General features: G+C 46.1%; 19 protein-coding genes and 3 pseudogenes. 20 read left to right on the plus strand and 2 right to left on the minus strand.

Annotation, left to right across the window (positions count from 1 at the left end; genetic code table 11):
• The coding region (locus GCWU000341_RS06680; protein ID WP_009215090.1) for a helix-turn-helix domain-containing protein at nucleotides 1-1067 on the minus strand (1067 nt) is incomplete at its 3' end.
• Between the two features lie 242 nt (nucleotides 1068-1309).
• On the opposite strand from GCWU000341_RS06680, the gene GCWU000341_RS06685 reads away from it, so the two are divergent.
• From GCWU000341_RS06685 to GCWU000341_RS06760, 20 genes and pseudogenes are all read left to right on the plus strand, one after another.
• Nucleotides 1310-2119, plus strand: coding sequence for a TIGR04255 family protein (locus tag GCWU000341_RS06685; protein ID WP_009215091.1), 810 nt, complete (start codon nucleotides 1310-1312; stop codon nucleotides 2117-2119).
• The gene (locus GCWU000341_RS06690) at nucleotides 2112-2621 is read left to right on the plus strand and encodes a Panacea domain-containing protein (protein WP_009215092.1); all 510 of its coding nucleotides are present in this window, start codon (nucleotides 2112-2114) and stop codon (nucleotides 2619-2621) included. Before GCWU000341_RS06685 ends, GCWU000341_RS06690 begins: the two co-directional genes overlap by 8 nt.
• A 2-nt stretch (nucleotides 2622-2623) precedes the next feature.
• Complete coding sequence (locus GCWU000341_RS13495) at nucleotides 2624-3196, plus strand: hypothetical protein (protein ID WP_009215093.1); 573 nt, start codon at nucleotides 2624-2626, stop codon at nucleotides 3194-3196.
• Between the two features lie 204 nt (nucleotides 3197-3400).
• Nucleotides 3401-3511 carry a Maff2 family mobile element protein gene (locus GCWU000341_RS13105; RefSeq protein ID WP_081443173.1) on the plus strand — a complete coding sequence of 37 codons (111 nt, stop codon included), beginning with the start codon at nucleotides 3401-3403 and terminating at the stop codon, nucleotides 3509-3511.
• A gap of 835 nt (nucleotides 3512-4346) precedes the next feature.
• Entirely contained in the window at nucleotides 4347-6266 is a 1920-nt protein-coding gene (gene tet(32) / locus GCWU000341_RS06695; RefSeq protein WP_002602099.1) for a tetracycline resistance ribosomal protection protein Tet(32), read from the plus strand.
• 81 nt (nucleotides 6267-6347) lie between these two features.
• Nucleotides 6348-6802 (plus strand): annotated as a pseudogene (locus GCWU000341_RS06700) (helix-turn-helix domain-containing protein).
• Nucleotides 6803-7015: 213 nt separating this feature from the next.
• A complete protein-coding gene (locus GCWU000341_RS06705; protein WP_002602097.1) occupies nucleotides 7016-7783 on the plus strand; it encodes a class I SAM-dependent methyltransferase in 768 nt (255 codons plus the stop codon).
• 204 nt (nucleotides 7784-7987) lie between these two features.
• The gene (locus GCWU000341_RS06710; protein WP_002602096.1) at nucleotides 7988-8434 is read left to right on the plus strand and encodes an RNA polymerase sigma factor; all 447 of its coding nucleotides are present in this window, start codon (nucleotides 7988-7990) and stop codon (nucleotides 8432-8434) included.
• Nucleotides 8424-8627, plus strand: coding sequence for a helix-turn-helix domain-containing protein (locus GCWU000341_RS06715; protein ID WP_002602095.1), 204 nt, complete (start codon nucleotides 8424-8426; stop codon nucleotides 8625-8627). Before GCWU000341_RS06710 ends, GCWU000341_RS06715 begins: the two co-directional genes overlap by 11 nt.
• A 533-nt stretch (nucleotides 8628-9160) precedes the next feature.
• On the plus strand, nucleotides 9161-9559 hold the full coding sequence (locus GCWU000341_RS06720; RefSeq protein WP_002602094.1) for a plasmid mobilization protein: 399 nt from the start codon (nucleotides 9161-9163) through the stop codon (nucleotides 9557-9559).
• The gene (locus GCWU000341_RS06725) at nucleotides 9531-11153 is read left to right on the plus strand and encodes a relaxase/mobilization nuclease domain-containing protein (RefSeq protein ID WP_002602093.1); all 1623 of its coding nucleotides are present in this window, start codon (nucleotides 9531-9533) and stop codon (nucleotides 11151-11153) included. Before GCWU000341_RS06720 ends, GCWU000341_RS06725 begins: the two co-directional genes overlap by 29 nt.
• Before the next feature lie 186 nt (nucleotides 11154-11339).
• Complete coding sequence (locus GCWU000341_RS13125) at nucleotides 11340-11531, plus strand: hypothetical protein (protein WP_006058351.1); 192 nt, start codon at nucleotides 11340-11342, stop codon at nucleotides 11529-11531.
• Nucleotides 11521-12279 carry a phage replisome organizer N-terminal domain-containing protein gene (locus GCWU000341_RS06730; RefSeq protein WP_002605636.1) on the plus strand — a complete coding sequence of 253 codons (759 nt, stop codon included), beginning with the start codon at nucleotides 11521-11523 and terminating at the stop codon, nucleotides 12277-12279. Before GCWU000341_RS13125 ends, GCWU000341_RS06730 begins: the two co-directional genes overlap by 11 nt.
• The gene (locus tag GCWU000341_RS06735; protein ID WP_002605635.1) at nucleotides 12276-13133 is read left to right on the plus strand and encodes an ATP-binding protein; all 858 of its coding nucleotides are present in this window, start codon (nucleotides 12276-12278) and stop codon (nucleotides 13131-13133) included. The genes GCWU000341_RS06730 and GCWU000341_RS06735 overlap by 4 nt, the downstream gene beginning before the upstream one ends.
• Nucleotides 13130-13312, plus strand: a complete 183-nt coding sequence (locus GCWU000341_RS06740; protein ID WP_002605634.1) for a transposon-encoded TnpW family protein — start codon at nucleotides 13130-13132, stop codon at nucleotides 13310-13312. The genes GCWU000341_RS06735 and GCWU000341_RS06740 overlap by 4 nt, the downstream gene beginning before the upstream one ends.
• Nucleotides 13313-13412: 100 nt before the next feature.
• Complete coding sequence (locus tag GCWU000341_RS06745) at nucleotides 13413-15023, plus strand: recombinase family protein (RefSeq protein WP_002605633.1); 1611 nt, start codon at nucleotides 13413-13415, stop codon at nucleotides 15021-15023.
• A 21-nt stretch (nucleotides 15024-15044) separates the two neighbouring features.
• Nucleotides 15045-15206 carry a Maff2 family mobile element protein gene (locus GCWU000341_RS14465; RefSeq protein ID WP_081443158.1) on the plus strand — a complete coding sequence of 54 codons (162 nt, stop codon included), beginning with the start codon at nucleotides 15045-15047 and terminating at the stop codon, nucleotides 15204-15206.
• A 23-nt stretch (nucleotides 15207-15229) separates the two neighbouring features.
• Nucleotides 15230-16096: pseudogene (locus GCWU000341_RS06750) on the plus strand (VirB6/TrbL-like conjugal transfer protein, CD1112 family).
• A 21-nt stretch (nucleotides 16097-16117) separates the two neighbouring features.
• Nucleotides 16118-16531, plus strand: coding sequence for a PrgI family protein (locus tag GCWU000341_RS06755; RefSeq protein WP_009215097.1), 414 nt, complete (start codon nucleotides 16118-16120; stop codon nucleotides 16529-16531).
• Between the two features lie 10 nt (nucleotides 16532-16541).
• Nucleotides 16542-17624: pseudogene (locus GCWU000341_RS06760) on the plus strand (VirB4-like conjugal transfer ATPase, CD1110 family); the annotation flags it as partial.
• Between the two features lie 32 nt (nucleotides 17625-17656).
• Here GCWU000341_RS06760 and GCWU000341_RS06765 read toward each other — a convergent pair.
• On the minus strand, nucleotides 17657-18532 hold the full coding sequence (locus tag GCWU000341_RS06765) for an IS3 family transposase (protein WP_009215099.1): 876 nt from the start codon (nucleotides 18530-18532) through the stop codon (nucleotides 17657-17659).
• Nucleotides 18533-18674 lie beyond the last annotated feature (142 nt).

Consider the following 18674-nt stretch of genomic DNA (forward strand, 5'->3'; position numbering starts at 1 on the left):
ACCTCACAGCTCCCTTTCTGATAAGGCGCAGAGGCATTGCAGTAAAACAGCCATGTGCGGCGGTTCCCATTGGCATCAAATTCAATGCTCTTCGGGTCAGAAAACTCGCTGCCGTTGTCCGCCAGAAGTACCGGGAACAGATCGGGAAACGTGTTCGGGCCAAGTTCCAGATACAGCCTGCGGAAGAGATCGGTTACCGACTGAGAATCGTTATGCTCTCGTCGGACAGCGAGCTGCAGGCCGTCTGTCACGAAGGTGATCGTAAGCATGACAGCCCTCCCTTTTGTACCCTCTGCCGAATCGAGCTCGACCAAAGGGGTGTCCGGATTCTCATCCATAAAGACCTTGAAATCTTCCAGAGTGCGCCCTTCACGACACCTGGGATCGACTTTTACGGTATCCGGCCTTTTGCGGCGGGGATGCATCCTCACCTTGCGCGGCATATCGATGTTCCGTGCAGAGAAGAGGTTTGCGTCCATGTAGGTATACAGCGTCCGTTCACTGACCATGAGTTCTGCCTTATGGTTCAGGCAGATATGGTGCAGCGACTGGCCTTTTAACAGAAGAGGAGAAATGATATCGTCCAGTCGCTTTTGCTCCTCGTCGGAGAGGGCAATTCCCCGACGCGCCTCGGAGAGCACGTCACGGTATTCCATCTGGGCTTTTGCCCCATCGTAGAAGCGCTTCTCAAGCGTACAGAGCCGCTGCTGGCTGCATCCATTACAGACGTACGGAGGTTTTGCCAGCCTGGGGCATTCTTCCTTCTTGTAGAGTGTGCAGAAAGTCGTGCACTTGCCGCAGACAGAGCAGTAACGAACCCGCGCTTTTTCCGGTGAACATGCCTTGCAGACGCCGGAAATCCGGCATCCCTTGCGGTTGATGCAGTCATTGAACGGCCTGCCGTAGGCTCCGCTTTTCTTAAATACCAGGTGAGAGCGGACCTCTTTCGAGACGGTGGAGCAGTCCTTACCGATCCTCTCGCCGATGCCCTTGAAGGAATTCCCCTCCTTGAGACCAGCCTCGATCAAGAGCCGATCATCAAGGGTAAGCTGTTTATATTTAGTCATGGACCCTCCTGTTCTGGTCGGAGCAACAGGTGGTGGACCAAGACATCCATTATAATACTTTTTCAGAAGAATTAACTTCTACCCAATCCTTCGGAAGAATTAACTTCCATCTTTCAGATTTTCAGGTGGAACTTCGAATGGCAATTAACTAACCAACAAAAATGTCAAGTATTTTTTAAATTATAATAGCAATTCTCAAAAAATTGCTTTATAATATATATCTAATAAGTAGGGGAAGGAGCATGAATATGGATAGACATTCTATTAGCAGAACTGATTTGAAGAAGAATTTCTTGAAAGAAATCATCATGCGCTTGGACTTCCAAGGTGTATTGCAAGCAGAAATGGAAGGAATTCTCCTTCTGGCAAAGCCGTACCTTAAAGAGAAGTCTTTTAATCGTTATGAAGAAAAATTAGATCATATAATTAATAATGATGGGAACACAACTGACATAAAAAGTCAGCTTACCTATTCCTTTGTGGCAGAGTCCTTGGGATATACTTTAGAATTATCAAACACGAGCATTATTTTGACAGTTCGGAGTCAGAATTACTCGCCGTTCAATAATTATGCAACAATTTTCTGTCATATTGCTGGGATTTACAAAACAAAAATTGATTTCTTTACAGCAAAAAGATTTGGATTACGTAAAATCAATTTTTGCTTCATAAAAAATCGCGAAGATATCAATAAGTATTTTATTGCTGATTATTACTACTGTGAGGCACCAATTGATGCCTATTCTTCGGTATCAACAGAACGAAAAGAACGATTATCTGATGGAATAAGTAATATTAATTTGACTCATGCCATTGAAGAAGGGCAAGTCGGAAGCGAAACATATTATCGTGTAACTTTAGATTCGGACATTTACGTTACGAACCAACACGAAATCGAAAAGGTTGTTTTCCAAGAAGAAGTATTGAACCAAATCAACGATAAGCTATTTGCAATTTATGTAAAGGGAATTACTGATGAGTTCCTTGTTCAGTTAATGTCTGACGATGAATTTGATACAGAGGCGATATTGGGGGTGGAAATCAATGGCTAAATTCAATTATGAAGATTTTACTCCTCGTAATCAGGAAGCTTCCTCATCCACTATTGGAGAGATAACAAAACATCCTGGTGATATTTTTGATATGGCTACAGCCTTTCTCAGTATTGAATCTATGTCTCATAAAAAACTTCAAAAATTATGTTATTATGCCAAAGCTTGGTATCTTGCTTTGTATGATATGAATATTTTAGATGAAAATTTTGAGGCATGGGTTCATGGAGCTGTTCAGCCTGATTTGTATCAAAGGTATAAGATTTATGGGTTTTCCTATATTCCTAAAGTTGCAAATACTAGCGAAATTCCTGAAGAATTTTTGTCATTTTCAAGAGAGATTTTTGACTCGTATGGTGAACTTGATGGTGATGAATTGGAAAGATTAAACCATACTGAAGCTCCATGGCTTAACGCTCGAGGAGAACTTAAACCATGGCAAAACTGTAATGAAGTAATTAGCGAGGATGACATGAAACTTTATTACAGGTCGATTATGTAAATATGGGTACAAAAAAAACTATTCCGAAAGTCAAGAAACCAGAACGTGAAGGAAATACTATTCCAAAACCTAAAGAATTTAATTCTCATAATAATGGTATTAAATTCTCGTTTGAAGCTTTAGAACAAACCGAGTACTTCAGTCTTGATGGAACTTGTCCTAATTGGTCACAAGACTTGTTTGAGATGCTTAAAGATGTATCTGGACATACAGTAACGGACATGGTTTCTGGTGAATACAGAAGAAAATATAGAGTTCACAATCATGAAGGTGCATCGTCTCCATCAAAGCTTCCAGATGGTGTTGATTTAAAGGACATTTACCAAATTCGCATTTCAACGTCAAAGGGTGGAATTCATGGTGTGTTCAATGAAAATATCTTTTATGTTATTTGGTTAGATCCATTGCATAATATGTATCCATTTGAACACTATGGTGGCTTAAGAAAAACTAAACCCGCAAGCACTTGCTGTAAAGATCGCGATGAAGAAATATTATTGCTAAAGGAAGAATTGAAGAAAGCGGAAGAGAATGCTAAAATTTGGGAAGAATTAGCTACAGGAACAAGTCAATAAATCTTTCTCAGAATAATGAGTAATTTACATATCCCAGTTACTGGATCACCAGCGACTGGGATATTTTTATGCCCTTCTCTCCCACAGGTGCACATGCTGGGAGCAGCAAGGGCTTTTCTATTATCATCCCGACCACATAATGGCGGGCAATTACAAGGAGGAAATAACCTATGGCATTTATATTTCAACAGCGCAGTAACAGTTTTGCAGACACTCGTAATCGCACTTGGAGCAGGTCTTGGTATCTGGGGAGCAATCAATCTTCTGGAAGGATATGGCAACGATAATCCTGGCGCCAATGCTCATGTACGGTAAGGAAGCAAGCAACCGAAAACAAGAGATAGACCGCCAGCACTACACTATTCCGAACCAAAGACCAAAAGATAAGCATTGTGGGAAAATCTAAACTTTTGGATTTTCCTACAATGCCGACTACGGCGGAATCCTTCCCACTCCTTATATCTTTATTTCCGTATACATTGAATTTGTATTTAGTAAATGCTATAATGTCCCTATTCAAATTATAAATGTGTTGAATTAGTTACATGTACATATTTTTTGTGCCGCATAAATACCCTGTTGAGGTTGTCGTTCTTTGTCCAGATGTGGAAACAATAAAAGGAAGGGAACGATACAGGGAGAAAACAGGCTATTCCGGCTTTACGGTTGAAACCTTATACGATACATTTATGCAGACAACACCACGGATCGGCTTTTGGCTGGACAATTCCAACCAAACACCACAGCAGACAGCAGAAACCATTCTGAACGCCAGAAAGTCGGTATGATTGTTACATATAAGGGGAAGAAAAATTTCTTTTAGGTACTTTCTTTCCTAAAACTAATGTGATATAATAGCATCATTCCAAAAAAGGAGTAAAAAATATGCGGCAAGGTATTCTTAAATAAAACTATAATCAAATAGTGGGAACAAAGGATTATGATAGTCCCTTTTGTGGGGGCTTGGTTTTTTGTACCCAATTTAAGAATACTTTTGCCTTATCAATTTTGACATATCCGAAAAACAGCAATCACAAACAGGTGTATGCTGTATATGTGTATGTCCGCAAATTATAATCCCCAGTGGTAAAAGTATTTTACTGCTGGGGATTTTTATGCCCTTTTGGGGCTGTAAAAGGAGGACAATCACATGAAAATAATCAATATTGGAATTCTCGCCCATGTAGACGCAGGAAAAACAACATTGACGGAAAGCCTGCTGTACACCAGTGGAGCGATTGCGGAACAAGGAAACGTGGATAAAGGAACTACAAGAACAGACACTATGATTTTGGAACGGCAGCGCGGAATTACCATTCAGACAGCGGTTACTTCTTTTTGCTGGAATGATTATAAAATCAATATCGTGGACACTCCCGGTCATATGGATTTTTTAACCGAAGCATACCGCTCTTTATCTGTCCTTGACGGAGCTGTTTTAGTCATTTCGGCAAAAGACGGCGTACAGGCACAAACCCGTATATTATTCCATGCGCTTCAGAAAATGGACATTCCGACAATTATCTTTATAAATAAGATAGACCAAAATGGGATCGACCTGCGGCGTGTTTACCAAAGCATTAAAGATAAACTTACCAGTGATATGATTGTCATGCAGGAGGTTTCCCTGTCGCCAAAGATAACCATGACCGATATTTCTGATTTGGACAAATGGGATATGATTATTTCCGGAAGCGATGAACTATTAGAACGATATGTTGCAGAGGATTCTTTGGATATACAGGAATTACAATATGAAAAGTGCAAAAGAACCAGATGCTGCTCTTTGTTTCCTGTTTATCATGGGAGTGCAAAAGACAATTTAGGAACAGAAAAACTGATTGAAGCGATTACAGAAACTTTCATTACAGAAACAGACGATATTCAGTCTGAATTATGTGGATATGTTTTTAAGGTTGAGTATACAGAGCGGAAAAAACGGCTTTCTTATTTACGCCTGTATCATGGGACGCTCCATTTACGGGATACCCTGCTGCTGTCAAAAAAGGAAAAAATAAAGATTACAGAAATGTGTATTCCGTCAAATGGTGAAATCGTCCCGGTTGACCATGCCTGTCCGGGAGAAATTGTTATTTTAGCTGATGATACTTTGAAACTGAACGACATTCTGGGAAATGAAAAACTCCTGCCTCACAAAACACGGATTGATAATCCCATGCCATTACTTCGGACAACGGTAGAGCCGCAAAAGCCGGAGCAAAGGGAAGCCCTGTTAAATGCCCTCACAGAGATTGCTGATACAGACCCTCTTTTGCATTTTGACATTGATACTGTTACACATGAGATTATATTATCTTTTTTGGGAAAAGTACAGTTAGAAGTTATTTGTTCGCTATTAGAAGAAAAATATCATGTGGGCGTGGCTATGAAAGAGCCTTCGGTTATTTATCTGGAAAGACCGCAAAAAAAAGCGAGCTACACGATTCATATTGAAGTGCCGCCGAATCCGTTTTGGGCATCTATTGGTTTGACTGTAACACCGCTTCCTGTTGGAAGCGGAACACAATATAAAAGCGAGGTATCTCTCGGCTATTTAAACCAAAGTTTTCAAAATGCCGTCATGGAGGGTGTGCGTTATGGAATGGAGCAGGGCTTATATGGCTGGGGAGTGACAGACTGCCAAATTTGTTTTGATTATGGAGTTTATTACAGCCCGGTCAGCACCCCCGCTGATTTTCGTTTTCTTGCGCCTGTCGTGTTGGAGCAGGCATTGAAAAAAGCAGGAACACAACTGTTGGAACCATACCTTTCCTTTACCCTTTTTGCACCGCAGGAATATCTTTCACGGGCTTATAATGACGCACCAAAGTATTGCGCAATCATTGAATCAACCAGACTTGAAAAAGATGAAGTTATTTTTAAGGGGGAAATCCCTGCCCGTTGTATTGGTGAATATAGAAATGATTTGAATTTTTATACAAATGGAAGAAGTGTCTGCATTACAGAATTAAAAGGGTATCAGGAAACTTCCGGCGAGCCTGTGTTTCAGCCACGCCGCCCGAACAGCCGTTTAGACAAGATCCGGCATATGTTTCAGAAGATAATGTAACATCTTGCGCAATGCAAACGTTCATTGCTGGCTATTGCGAAATATCATTGATAAAATCAGCATCAGAGAGGAGGAACCATTTTGAACCAGAAACAGACGGATATTACAACAGGAAAGCAAATACGTCATCTGCGAACACAATCGGGAATGACACAGGAAGAACTGGCTGGGAAATTGAATGTTACCCGGCAGGCGCTATCGAATTGGGAGAGAGATGTTAATGAACCCGATTTAAATACGTTGAAAAAAATTTGTTTTCTTTTTGGAGTCCACATGGACGATTTTGCGAAGGAGGTAATAACAAAAATGGAAACATGTGAAAAAAAGAGAAACGACAATTTAATAAGTATGATATGGCAATTGGACTTTTTTATGGTGTCGGGATATTTCTTGGCATTGGTATTTTCTTTGTTGGCGGTTTTATGACAATGTCGGGTGCAGGGTGGGGAGCATCACTATTTGGCGGTGGCTGTTTTTCTCTTGTATTTGGCTTGATATGCCATGCAGTTATTACATTGAGAAGAAATGACAAATGATGACATATCCTGCTTTCTAGTCTTTTCGGTCATATCGCGTAAAAAAGCCGCTGCTTTTGGCTTTCCAATAGCGGCGGCAAAGGGAAATATCCTTTGAATACCTTACAGAAGAAAAGTTTTGCAGCATTATAAAAATAAAAGCCTATACCATTTTGGAAAGAAAAGATACATAATAGTCAAGACGGCAACAATCAGAAGTTATGGAGGGTAACAATGGAATATAGTAAGGAAGATTTAATGGAAGCAAAAAGGCAAATTTTGGGAGTGGGAGAGAACATGGGAACAGAGGAAAGCAAAAAGATCTGGGAGAAAAACGCACAATTTTGGGATGATGCAATGGGTGACGAATCCAATGAATTTCACAGAGAGGTAGTACGTCCCAAAGTAACGGAACTTCTCTCTCCTGATCCTTCGGATTACATTTTGGATATTGCGTGCGGCAATGGAAATTATTCTTCGTATCTTGCACAGAGAGGCGCTTCGGTCGTCGCTTTTGATTACAGCAAAAAAATGATAGAATTGGCTAAAAGACGGCGATCACAATATGCAAAACAAATTGAGTTTTGCGTAGCGGATGCGACCAATAGAGAAAGCTTATTAGGATTAAAAAGAAATCGAGCCTTTACGAAAGCAGTTTCTAATATGGCAATTATGGATATTACGGATATTGAACCGCTTTTTATGGCTGTTTATGAACTATTGGAGGAAAACGGGATTTTTGTCTTTGCAACGCAGCACCCTTGTTTTATCACATTGACTGAAAAATATATGACACCGCACAGTTACTATGATATAGCGATCGAAGGGCAGCCGGAGGAGCAGATTTATTATCATCGTTCCATACAAGATATTTTTAACCTTTGTTTCAGAGCTGGATTTGTCATTGATGGATTTTATGAAGAATGTTTCAAAAACAATAAAGAAATTCCTATGGTAATGATAGTAAGGCTTAAAAAGGTAAAACGTGATAGCTTAAAATAAATTCAAGTTTGCCGGATAAATAGCAAACCCGGCCGAGCCAGTCAACGGTCAAGATGAACGGGCTTCGCCCGCCGTTGACAGCCCCGCCCGGTTTTGCAGTTAGGCAGTCAAGGAGCGACAGCCTAAAGTGCTGCCGCCCCTTACTATCATAAAAAGCAACTACTAACCAGCCACAGCCCTTTTGGGAGGAAAGGGGGATTTTCCATGACCTGTACAGAAGAATATCGGGAACATATCGAGTACACTTTCCATGCCTTTTGCAAAGTCGTTATCCGAAATGCAACGATCAACGCAGCGAGGACACGGAGCAGGAAGCACAAAAGAGAAATATCCCTTGAATACCTCACAGACGAAAAGCACTACCCTTTAGGCACGACAGATGAATATTTCCAAGCCCCGGAGCCGGACGAGGAATACATACTTACCCTTTGCGGCGATACGGTCATTTTCAGCAGCGGTTTACTTGCGGAAGCCCTGTCACGGCTGGACGAACGGGAGCGGGAAATGATTTACCTGTCCTTTTTCAAGCGTATTCCACAGCACGAAATTGGCAGACAGTACGGGCGCAGCCGCAGCACAGCGGGCTACCATATCCGAAAAGCCCTACGGCAGCTCCAAGCGGAAATGGAGGGAATGGCATATGAGAAATAATAGGCTTCTCCCCTATGAAACAATCGTCCAAGCCGCCAGCGGGGAGCCGGAAGCGGTGGGAACTGTATTGCAGTATTACCGCCGCCGCATACAATGTGCCGCCCGTGTGAATGGACGGGTAGACCAAGATACAGAGGACTACATCACCCAGACGCTTCTCACAGCTATTTTCAAGTTCCGCTTTGGGAGATAGCCCTACCGCCTACAACTGAATAACCGCCGCTTCGCCGGCAACCAGAAAGCAGTAAATCTATTCAACAGATTTGCTGCTTTTTTTCGTTCCTGTTTGGCATTTTTGAAAATCCCCAGTATGAAAAAACAAAAGGGAAAATAGCCGCCGCAGTTGGCAAAATCCCTTACTTATCCGTAGAGGGTATCAAAGAAAAAAATACTGCCATTGTCCGCCTATTCCGGCTTGCGTGGTGTTGTAGGGAATAGAGGGGAAATTCTAAAAATCTCCGTCCATTTTGCTTTGCGTGGTGTTGTAGGTAGTGAAAGGAAAATTTTCAAGATAAGCCGGAATAGCGGGTAGCAAAGCCCTTTTGAAACGTTTTGTTAGCGGAAAGGACGGGAGCCGGGGAACGCCGGAGTTTTTCAGAGCAAGATTCTACCGAGGTGCCAAAATTCGCTCTCCGCTTATTTTTGCCCCTGCGGGAATCTTGTTGGGGAGTGCCTTCCCCAAACCCTGCTATGCGCCCTGTCGGGCGAGAAAGGAGGTCACAGACCATGCGAAAGAAATACAATACGCCCCACCGCCGTCATGTGGTAAAGACCCGCATGACCGATGAAGAATACGCCGACTTCACCGGGCGGCTGGCGGCTTATGAAATCAGCCAGTCCGAGTTTATCCGGCAAGCCATACGGAAAGCGACCATACGCCCCATTGTCACCGTTTCCCCGGTCAATGACGGGCTGCTTGCCGCCCTCTCCAAGCTCACGGCAGAGTACGGGAAAATCGGCGGCAACTTAAACCAGATTGCCCGGAGCCTGAACGAATACGGAAGCCCCTACCGGGGGCTGGAAAAGGAAGTGCGGGGAGCCGCCGCCGACCTTGCCGCCTTGAAGTTTGAAGTCTTGCAGAAAGTAGGTGAAGCCGTTGGCGATACTCAAACATATCAGCTCTAAAAATGCCAACTACGGGGACGCTGAAAAATACCTCACATTCGAGCATGACGAGTTTACCATGAAGCCCACCCTTGACGCAGACGGGCGGCTCATACCGAGGGTAGACTACCGCATATCCTCTCTGAATTGTGGCGGGGAGGATTTTGCCGTTGCCTGTATGCGCTCCAATCTCCGCTACGGCAAGAACCAGAAACGGGAGGACGTAAAGAGCCACCACTACATCATCAGCTTTGACCCACGGGACGGCCCGGACAACGGCTTGACCGTTGATCGGGCGCAGGAGCTGGGCGAGAAGTTCTGCGCCGAGCATTTCCCCGGACACCAGGCCCTTGTCTGCACCCACCCGGACGGACACAGCCACACCGAAAATATCCATGTGCATATCGTCATTAACAGTCTGCGGATTGCGGAGGTTCCCATGCTGCCCCACATGGACAGGCCAGCGGACAGGAAAGCAGGCTGCAAGCACCGCTGTACGGACGCAGCTATGAACTATCTGAAAGCCGAAGTCATGGAGATGTGCCACAGCGAGGGGCTTTACCAGATAGACCTTTTGAACGGCAGCAAAGAACGCATTACCGAGCGTGAGTATTGGGCGCAGAAGAAAGGACAGGCTGCCCTTGACAGAGCCAACGCCCCTATTGCTGCGGACGGTATCGCGCCCCGGCAGACCAAGTTTGAAACGGATAAGGCGAAGCTGCGCCGGACTATCCGGGAAGCCCTTGCCGCTGCTTCCGGCTTTGATGAGTTTGCCGCCCTGCTTCTCCGGCATGGTGTGACCGTCAAGGAGAGCCGGGGGCGGCTAAGTTACCTCACGCCGGACAGGACGAAGCCAATTACCGCCCGGAAGCTGGGGGACGATTTTGACCGGGCTGCTGTCCTCTCCGTTTTGGAGCAGAACGCCGCCAGAGCCGCCGAAAAACCCGCAGCCATAGCGGAATACCCCGGCAGTATCAAAGACCGCTTACGGACGAAAAAAGAAGCGAAAAACGCCCCGAACAATGACGCTGTACAGCGCATGGTAGACATAGCCGCCAAGCGAGCCGAGGGGAAAGGACGGGGCTATGAGAAGTGGGCGACCATGCACAACCTCAAACAGATGTCGGCTACCCTCATGCTCTACCAGCAGTATGGCTTTTCTTCCCCGGACGAGCTGGACGCTGCCATTTCCGCAGCCAACACCGCCACGCAGGAGAGCCTTGCCGGACTGAAAGGGCTGGAAGCCGCTATCCGGGAGAAAAAGGAATTGCAGCGCAACCTTTTGGGCTATATCGGCACGAAGCCCGCCCGTGACGGTCTGAAAGCGCAGAAATCGGAGAAAGCCCGGAGAGCCTACCGGGAACAGCACGAAAGCGATTTTATCATAGCGGACACAGCCGCCCGTTATTTCCGGGAGCATGGAATAACCAAGCTGCCAGCCAGCAAAGCCCTGCAAAGGGAGATTGAGCAGCTTACCGTCCAGAAGAACGCCGGATATAACGACTACCGGGAGAAACGCCAGCGGGCGCAGGAGCTTCAGACAGTCAGACGCAATATCGACCAGATTTTAAGGGGCGCACCGAGCCAGCAGAAAAAGCGTGAACAGGAGCGTTAAAGACCGCCCCGAAATGATACCGAAACCCTACAAAAATACAGGTATGATATGAACCCTTACCGCAATACTCCCCGACTTCCAAACGGGGCTTACAGGGCAGAAAAAGCCCGAAAATGATACCGAGAACATACAGAAAATGCCCCCTATCCCGCTACACCGATAGGAACGGCAGAAAGGAGCTTACCATTGCCGAGAATGAGCAAGAAGCGGCGGCTGGAATGGTCTTTCTTCCTCAACCACCGCAACCGTATCACTTACAACGACCTATGCCGGGGCTGCACCCGTGACTGCAAACAGAGCTTCCGGGCGGTTATCATACTATGCCCTCGCTATTATTCCAAACGCTGGAAAAAGGAGGACGCAGCCTATGGCAGATAACCGCAAATATTACTACCTCAAGCTGAAAGAGAGCTATTTTGACGATGATGCAATCGTTCTGCTGGAAAGTATGCAGGACGGCGTTATCTATTCCAACATTCTCTTGAAGCTGTACTTGAAATCGCTGAAAAACGGCGGGAAATTGCAGCTTGACGAGAATATCCCCTACACCGCCCAGATGATTGCGACCATTACCCGCCAGCAGGTAGGTACCGTAGAGAGAGCTTTGAAAATCTTTATGAAGCTGGGGCTTGTGGAGCCTTTGCCAAGCGGCGCACTCTACATGAGCAACATTGAGCTTTTAATCGGCCAGTCCTCTACCGAGGGGGAGCGCAAGCGCAGGGCGCGGCTGGCTTTGCAGGAACAAAAAGCCCTGCCGCAGACAGGGGCGGACAAATGTCCACCATATCGAGCGGACATTTGTCCACCAGAGATAGAGATAGAGAAAGAGATAGATATAGAAATAGAAAAAGAGAGAGAGTTAGAAACGGGACACCCCGCCCCCGCCGCCTATGGCAGATACCACAATGTCATTCTTTCCGATACGGAGCTTGACGGGCTGAAAACAGAGCTTCCCGGCAAGTGGGAGTATTACATTGACCGCCTATCCTGCCATATCGCTTCCAGCGGGAGGAAATACAAGAGCCATGCAGCCACGATTTTCAAGTGGGCGCAGGAGGACGCAGCCAAGAAAGCCCCGAAAAAGGGCATACCCGATTATACCTGTAAGGAGGGCGAGAGCTTATGACGAATGGATTTGATGAAATGATTTTGAATATGACCGACACCACGCCGGAGCCGGAGGACTACACCGGCGAGGACGGGCTTTTATACTGCGGGAAGTGCCACAAGCCCAAAGAGGGCTATTTCCCCAAAGAAACCGCCGCATGGCTGGGGCGTGACCGCCACCCGGCAGAATGTGACTGCCAGCGGGCAGAGCGTGAGGAACGGGAAGCCGCAGAGAAACAGCGCAGTCACCTTGAAACTGTCGAGCGGTTGAAGCGGCGGGGCTTTACAGACCCGGCTATGCAGGGCTGGACGTTTGAGAACGACAACGGCAAGTGCCCGCAAATGGAACACGCCCATTTCTATGTGGAGAACTGGGAAACCATGAAAGAGCGCAACATTGGCTATCTGCTATGGGGCGGCGTTGGCACAGGCAAGAGCTATTTTGCGGGCTGTATCGCAAATGCCCTTATGGAGCGTGAAATCCCCGTGTGCATGACAAACTTTGCATTGATATTGGGTGACCTTGCCGCCAGCTTTGAGGGCAGGAATGAATATATCTCCCGACTTTGCAGCTTCCCGCTGCTTATCCTTGACGATTTTGGAATGGAACGGGGAACGGAATACGGCTTAGAGCAGGTCTACAACGTGATTGACAGCCGTTACCGCAGCGGCAGGCCGCTGATCGTCACGACTAATCTCACGCTGGAGGACTTGCAGCACCCGGAGGACACCGCCCACGCCCGCATTTATGACCGTCTGATTGAAATGTGTTCTCCTGTCCGCTTTACCGGGAGCAACTTCCGAAAAGCCACGGCGCAGGAGAAAATGGGACAACTGAAAAAGCTGATGAACAGAAAGGAGAGCCGCCTATGACCAACACCCCAAAGAATGACCGCAGCACCCGCCGCCCGGATTGCGTGACGGAAATCCGCATAGGTAATTCTGTCCTTGTCGTTTCCGGCTATTTCAAGCAGGACACCACCGCCACCGCCGCCGATAAAATGCTGAAAGTGCTGGAAGCGGAAGCTGCTACACAAAAATCGGCAATTTGACGGGACGTAAAGAAGCAGAAAGGACTGTACAGCCAGCCCCGGCGTGTGGTATGATAGTCATACGGAATAGTGGGGCTGGCTGTCGGAAATGGAGGACACTATGTTAAGACAGACCACCCGAAACCTTATTACCGCCCTTTATCCGAGATTATCCCACGAGGACGAGCTGCAAGGTGAGAGCAATTCTATTTCAAACCAGAAGCGTATTCTTGAAACCTATGCGAAGCAGAACGGCTTTTCCAATCTGCAATGGTACACAGATGACGGTTATTCTGGGGCGAACTTCCAAAGACCCGGTTTTCAAGCCATGCTTGCGGACATTGAAGCCGGAAAAGTCGGCACCGTTATCGTCAAGGATATGTCACGGTTAGGGCGAAACTATCTGCAAGTGGGAATGTATACGGAAATGATTTTCCCACAGAAAGGCGTCCGCTTTATCGCTATCAATGACGGAGTGGACAGCGCACAGGGCGACAATGATTTTGCCCCTCTGCGGAACATTTTTAACGAATGGCTGGTGAGAGATACGAGCAAGAAAATCAAAGCAGTAAAACGGTCTAAGGGTATGAGCGGGAAGCCCGTCACGAGCAAACCCGTATACGGCTACTTTATGGACGAGGACGAAAATTTTATCATTGACGGGGAAGCCGCCCCTGTTGTGCGGCAGATTTACAGCTTGTGCCTTGCCGGGAACGGGCCGACCAAGATAGCCCGTATGCTCACAGAGCAGGAGATCCCCACGCCGGGAACGCTGGAATACCGTCGGACGGGAAGCACCCGCCGCTACCACCCCGGCTATGAGTGCAAGTGGGCGACCAATACCGTGGTACATATCCTTGAAAACAGGGAGTACACGGGCTGTCTGGTAAACTTCAAGACGGAGAAGCCGTCCTACAAGACCAAGCACAGCGTAGAGAACCCCATTGAGAAACAGGCGATTTTCGAGAACCACCATGAGCCTATCATTGACACCCAGATGTGGGAGCGTGTGCAGGAGTTACGCAAGCAGCGCAAACGCCCGAACCGCTATGATGAAGTGGGCTTATTCTCCGGCATACTCTTTTGTGCCGACTGCGGCAGCGTCCTTTACCAGCAGCGTTACCAGAACGCCACCCGCAAGCAGGATTGTTATATCTGCGGGAGCTACAAGAAGCGTACCCGTGACTGTACGGCGCACTTTATCCGCACCGACCTGTTGACCGCCGGAGTGACCGACAATCTGCGGAAAGTCACCAGCTATGCAGCGAAGCACGAAGCCCGGTTTATGAAGCTGCTGATCGAGCAGAACGAGGACGGGGGCAAGCGCAGGAACGCCGCAAGGAAAAAGGAGCTGGAAGCCGCCGAGAAGCGTATCAGCGAGTTATCCGCTATCTTCAAGCGGCTGTATGAGGACAGCGTGACCGGGCGCATTTCAGACGAGCGTTTCACGGAGCTGTCGGCAGACTATGAAGCCGAGCAGAAAGAACTGAAAGAGAGAGCCGCCGCTATCCGGGCAGAGCTTTCCAAAGCGCAGGAAGCCACGGTAAACGCAGAAAAGTTTATGAATGTTGTCCGCAAGTACACCAGCTTTGAAGAACTTACCCCTACCCTTTTGCGTGAGTTTGTGGAGAAAATCGTTGTGCATGAGTGCAGCTATGACGAGAACGGCACACGCAGACAGGACATTGATATTTATTACTCTTTCGTTGGCAAGGTAGACCTGCCCGAATGACCGCCCGACCTATCCGGCGCAATGCGCAAACGCCGGATAGGAACGGCAAAATTTTTTACACTTCTACTACTTCTTTATCACACATCAGCAAAATCGCAAGGCATGAAGCAGCTGATGGCGGGAGGTGGAGTTGCTCTCATCGGCACAACCCTTGTGCCGCTTCTTTCCGGGCTTTTCGGGTAAGGGACACAGGGAGGTAGCAGCCCATGCAAAGCATAATCGATCAGATTACTGAATGGATTAAAGAGATGCTGATATCCGGCATTATGGGGAATCTGACGGGAATGTTTGATTCTGTCAACCAACAGGTTGGACAGATTGCGGGCGATGTTGGGATGACACCGGCGAGTTTTTCGCCGGCTGTCTTCTCCCTGATCCGTAACATTTCCGAGTCAATTATTTTACCAATAGCAGGGATGGTACTTACTTTTATTGCCTGCTATGAGCTGATTCAGATGATCATAGAGCATAACAATCTGGCAAATTTTGAGACATGGATCTTCTTCAAGTGGATATTCAAGACTTTTGTCGCAGTAATGCTCATTTCAAATACATTCAGTATCACAATGGCAGTATTTGATGTAGCACAGTATGTTATTTCATCAAGCGGAGGATTGATACAGGGAAGTACAGCGGTTGATTCAGCAACCTTAGAGTCAATGCAAACGACATTGGAAGGAATGGATATAGGATCGCTGCTTGGACTATATTTACAGACCTTTATTGTACAGGTCACAATGCTGGCGCTTTCGGCGGTGATTTTCGTTATTGTCTACGGACGTATGGTGGAAATCTATTTAATGACAAGTCTTGCTCCGATTCCTTTTGCAACTTTTGGAAATCGAGAGCAGAGTTAAGTGGGACAAAATTATCTGAAATCCCTGTTTGCACTTGGATTTCAGGGCTTTCTTATTATGATCTGTGTTGGCATCTATGCAGTTCTTATACAAGGTTTAGCATTATCCGATGACATCATCGCCAGTATTTGGGGAATTGTAGGATATACGGTGCTTCTGTGCTTCACATTATTTAAGACCGGAAGTTTAGCTAAAAGTGTGTTAGGAGCACATTAACAGAAAAGAGGTGACTTATTTATGGCTTCTTATATTTCAGTCCCCAGGGACTTATCAAAGGTAAAGACGAAGGTATTTATGAATCTGACGAGGCGGCAGCTTCTGTGCTTTGGCGCAGGAGCACTCATCGGGGTGCCGGTCTTCTTTCTTTTAAAGGGAACCGGAAATCTGAGTTTTTCAGCAATGGGAATGATGGTAGTAATGCTGCCACTGTTCTTTCTTGCCATGTATGAGAAGGACGGACAGCCCTTGGAAGTGGTGGCGAAGCATTTCTATGAAGCGAGATTTAAGAAACCTAAGATTCGTATTTATCAGACACAAAATTATTACGCACTACTACAAAAGCAGTACGACTTAGAAAAGGAGGTAGAGCGCATTGTTTGCAAAAATCAAAGAAGCAATTCTGAAGCTGTTCGGAAAGAAAAAGAACAGTGAGGAGTATAAAATGCCTGCCGACCTGTCTCCGGCAGAACAGAAACAGATAAGAGCGATTATGGATCAGGCAAAGAGAGATGAAGATGTACCGCATAGTACACAAGACAGCATTCCTTTTCAGCGAATGTTTCCGGATGGCATTTGCCGAGTGACGGATCGCTATTACACAAAAACAATACAGTTCCAGGATATTAATTATCAGCTGGCACAACAGGAGGATCAGACCGCAATTTTTGAGGAATGGTGCTCTTTTTTAAATTTCTTTGACAGCTCTATTCGATTTGAATTGTCCTTTATGAATATGGCAACGGATGCCTCTAACTTTGAAAAGATGATTCGCATTCCGTTCCGTAAAGATAACTTTAATTCGGTGAGAAGTGAGTATAGCACCATGTTGAAACGTCAGCTGACACAGGGGAATAACGGTTTGACCAAGACAAAATACCTCACTTTTGGGATTGAGGCAGATTCGATGAAGCAGGCCAAGCCGAGACTTACACATATTGAGACGGACCTTCTTAATAACTTTCGTAAGTTGGGAGTTCGTACAAATGTGATGAGCGGTAAAGAAAGACTTTGTCTAATGAATTCTATGTTCCACATGGGGGAAACGGATAAGTTCATATTCGACTGGAGGTGGCTGATTAATAGCGGATTGTCCGTTAAGGACTTTATTGCTCCAACCTGCTTTGCCTTTCCAAAGAGCCGGGTATTCCAAATGGGTGGAATGTATGGTTCCATGTCCTATTTGCAGATTACTGCATCTGACCTTTCGGATCAGATGTTAAAAGACTTTTTGGATATGGAATCCAGTCAAATCTTAACGATGCATATCCAGTCAGTGGATCAGAATAAGGCAATTAAAACGATCAAGAGAACCATTACAGAACTTGACCGCTCCAAGATTGAAGAACAGAAAAAAGCGGTACGGTATGGGTATGATATGGATATTATTCCTTCTGATCTTGCTACCTATGGAAAGGATGCAAAAGCCTTATTGAAGGAGCTGCAGTCTCAGAATGAGCGCATGTTCCTTCTTACTTTTTTGGTGATGAATACGGGAAGGACAGAGCCAAGTGATATTGTCAATAATGGTTGACAGATTTTCCTCAAGGATTTACAACCCTAAGCTGCTTCCTGTAAAGATGAATAGTATTGTTGTCTCTTGACCATGGGTGGAAGGCCATCATTTGCGGAACAGATTCGACGGTTATTCCAGTAGCTCATGTAGTAACGCCAGATAAGCTCTTTTAGCTCAGTTACAGTCATCTTCTCGGTGTCATAGCGATCATATAAGAGTTCAGATTTCATTCTCGCCCACATGCTTTCACAACGAGCATTATCATGGCAACGGCCACCATCACTGTTCATGCTCTGTGTTACTTGGCAGTTCTGGACGGCTCTACGGCAGCAATCACTGGTGTACTGTACTCCACGATCGCTATGACAGATCGCACCTTCGATCCCCGGGTAAGCCTTATGAGCATTCCTCAGGGTTCGGGCACACAACGGGGCCTTCATGTTGGCAGCCATTGCCAGTCCTAAGACAGCCAGATCGAAGCAGTCAAACATAGCAGAAACATAGAGTTTACCATCACTCGCCTTGATTTCGGTTATGTCCGTAACACATTTTGTCAGTGGCTTTGTTGACCTGAAATCCCGCTTGAGCAGATCATCCGATTTACGAGCAGCCTTGTCGGCTTTCGTTATTCCATTTGGCTTACGCTTTGGACGATGACTGATGCCGATTTCTTCCATTACTCGATAGACGGTCCGCTCACTCGGGATATCGACATCCTTCGGCTTCTTCTGCAGAAGAGCATCACGCATCCTGGAACGACCATAGGTATCATTACATTCATCTTCCTTTAGGATATCCCGCATAGCATCGGCCAGCTTCTGATATTTCCAAGGCCGATCCTTACGCTGCAGGTATTTATAGAATGCCTGGCGGCTCACATGGAGCATCCGACAGTAGAATGTAAGTTTCCCTTTCATCATGCCGCCTTCTGTCTTAACAGCGATATATTTCAGCCTTTCATTTTTGCTGACTTCAGACGGCTCGCGGCGAAAAAAGCGCTGGCTTCCTCCAGGAACTCGTTTTCTTCTTTAAGACGACGAATTTCCTTATCCTGATCTTTGA

Origin of the sequence: Oribacterium sp. oral taxon 078 str. F0262 (assembly GCF_000160135.1) — a bacterium.
GTDB lineage: Bacteria > Bacillota > Clostridia > Lachnospirales > Lachnospiraceae > Oribacterium.

What these genes read in the sequence shown, in the direction of transcription:
- GCWU000341_RS06685 (WP_009215091.1), top strand. Translation starts at nt 1,310, where the DNA reads ATGAATATGGATAGACATTCTATTAGCAGAACTGATTTGAAGAAGAAT.
- GCWU000341_RS06690 (WP_009215092.1), top strand. Translation starts at nt 2,112, where the DNA reads ATGGCTAAATTCAATTATGAAGATTTTACTCCTCGTAATCAGGAAGCT.
- GCWU000341_RS13495 (WP_009215093.1), top strand. Translation starts at nt 2,624, where the DNA reads ATGGGTACAAAAAAAACTATTCCGAAAGTCAAGAAACCAGAACGTGAA.
- GCWU000341_RS06705 (WP_002602097.1), top strand. Translation starts at nt 7,016, where the DNA reads ATGGAATATAGTAAGGAAGATTTAATGGAAGCAAAAAGGCAAATTTTG.
- GCWU000341_RS06710 (WP_002602096.1), top strand. Translation starts at nt 7,988, where the DNA reads ATGACCTGTACAGAAGAATATCGGGAACATATCGAGTACACTTTCCAT.
- GCWU000341_RS06715 (WP_002602095.1), top strand. Translation starts at nt 8,424, where the DNA reads ATGAGAAATAATAGGCTTCTCCCCTATGAAACAATCGTCCAAGCCGCC.
- GCWU000341_RS06720 (WP_002602094.1), top strand. Translation starts at nt 9,161, where the DNA reads ATGCGAAAGAAATACAATACGCCCCACCGCCGTCATGTGGTAAAGACC.
- GCWU000341_RS06730 (WP_002605636.1), top strand. Translation starts at nt 11,521, where the DNA reads ATGGCAGATAACCGCAAATATTACTACCTCAAGCTGAAAGAGAGCTAT.
- GCWU000341_RS06735 (WP_002605635.1), top strand. Translation starts at nt 12,276, where the DNA reads ATGACGAATGGATTTGATGAAATGATTTTGAATATGACCGACACCACG.
- GCWU000341_RS06740 (WP_002605634.1), top strand. Translation starts at nt 13,130, where the DNA reads ATGACCAACACCCCAAAGAATGACCGCAGCACCCGCCGCCCGGATTGC.
- GCWU000341_RS06745 (WP_002605633.1), top strand. Translation starts at nt 13,413, where the DNA reads ATGTTAAGACAGACCACCCGAAACCTTATTACCGCCCTTTATCCGAGA.
- GCWU000341_RS14465 (WP_081443158.1), top strand. Translation starts at nt 15,045, where the DNA reads ATGCGCAAACGCCGGATAGGAACGGCAAAATTTTTTACACTTCTACTA.
- GCWU000341_RS06755 (WP_009215097.1), top strand. Translation starts at nt 16,118, where the DNA reads ATGGCTTCTTATATTTCAGTCCCCAGGGACTTATCAAAGGTAAAGACG.
- GCWU000341_RS06765 (WP_009215099.1), bottom strand. Translation starts at nt 18,532, where the DNA reads ATGATGAAAGGGAAACTTACATTCTACTGTCGGATGCTCCATGTGAGC.